Genomic DNA, 1300 nt, shown 5'->3' on the forward strand with positions numbered 1-1300 from the left:
CCATGCTCCATAAGACTGACACTGTCAGTCAAAAAAAGCCCTTTCAAAGGGCTTTTAAAGAGTTTTAAAAAGGACTTTAAAGAAAAAAATCATACAAGCCTAATAGCCTAGACTTGATTATTTTTCTCTTGTGGTTCTTTTACAGGCTCTACGGGTATATCTGTTTCTGTCATTTCAGTAGATGAGAGCTGTTTTGTGTTTTTGTCCACTACCGGAGGAGAGAACACCCCATCCTTATAAGTCCAGCCGATTTGTGCTTCATGTGAAGGAATAGCTTCACCATCAAAGGCGTGAACATAATCTTCTGAGGCTACAATAATATTGGTTACCACACCATTTTCAACAACTGCATATTCCATAAATACCTCCTAGATAAAAAATCTCAACAACACTGCTCCGTCACCACCATAGCCACCTTCGTTACCAGATTTTCCTGGAAAGTAGCCTCCACCACCACCAGCATTATTGCTGCCGCTATTTCCACCATTTCCTCCTTTCCCACTGTATCCTCCTTTCCCATCTACATCCCCACTGCTACCTCCTCCACCACCGAAAGTAGAGTTTCCACCATGTCCACCGGTTCCTCCTATTTTTTTTCCATAAATGCCACCACCACCACCATTAAAAGTAGAATCAGTTCCATTTGAACTGGTGCTATTAGAGTAGTAGCCGCCACCACTCCCCCCACTGAATCTATCTCCTGCACTACCGCCATTGCCATAGCTATCAAAACTGCCAGCACCACCACCACCTGCGATAAGCAGTCCTTCAATAATTGTTTTCCCACCATTTCCACTTTTGCCACCACGACCAATTTGGACATTTTTGGAGTTTTTAAGCTGAGATCCTTTGATTTGAATGCGCGCGCAGCCACCGCCACCGCCACCGCCGCCCGTACTACCTCCACCACTTCCACCGCCACCCCATGCCCATATTTCGATTTCTGTGTCATCACTAACACCTTCAGGAAATGGAATGGTACCGCTTTGTGTTATGAGAATCTCAAGAGGAGTAAGCATGGTGCGTTTCGTTAGTTTCGCAATCTCACTGCGTATTTTTTCAAGAGCAGCGGTAGCTTCATCTTTTGTATAAATCGCATTGCCATCAACAGTTGCTGGTCCTTTAAGCATGCTTCCTGTTGCACTTAATCTTGTCACTACTTCACCATTATGGGTAAGGCTAAACGGAGAATTACCCAAAAGCTCTAAGCCACCACTCATAGTGACTTTGCTGGTAAATTTATTGTAATTCTGCCATTCATTGGGGCTGGCTAAACGACCATAGCTTGTGAGATCTTCGT

The 1300-nt window shown here is 44.3% G+C and carries 2 protein-coding genes; both read right to left on the bottom strand.

From position 1 onward, the window contains the following. Positions 1-107: 107 nt before the first annotated feature. Positions 108-359, bottom strand: a complete 252-nt coding sequence (locus GQO39_RS08510) for a hypothetical protein (RefSeq protein WP_156851771.1) — start codon at positions 357-359, stop codon at positions 108-110. 9 nt (positions 360-368) lie between these two features. Continuing rightward, on the bottom strand, positions 369-1300 hold a 932-nt coding region (locus GQO39_RS08935; RefSeq protein WP_198039452.1), incomplete at its 5' end, for a glycine-rich domain-containing protein.

Origin of the sequence: Bartonella refiksaydamii (genome assembly GCF_902652675.1) — a bacterium.
Lineage (GTDB): Bacteria > Pseudomonadota > Alphaproteobacteria > Rhizobiales > Rhizobiaceae > Bartonella > Bartonella refiksaydamii.

Coding starts and splice junctions, on each gene's coding strand:
- GQO39_RS08510 (WP_156851771.1), bottom strand. CDS start 359: ATGGAATATGCAGTTGTTGAAAATGGTGTGGTAACCAATATTATTGTA.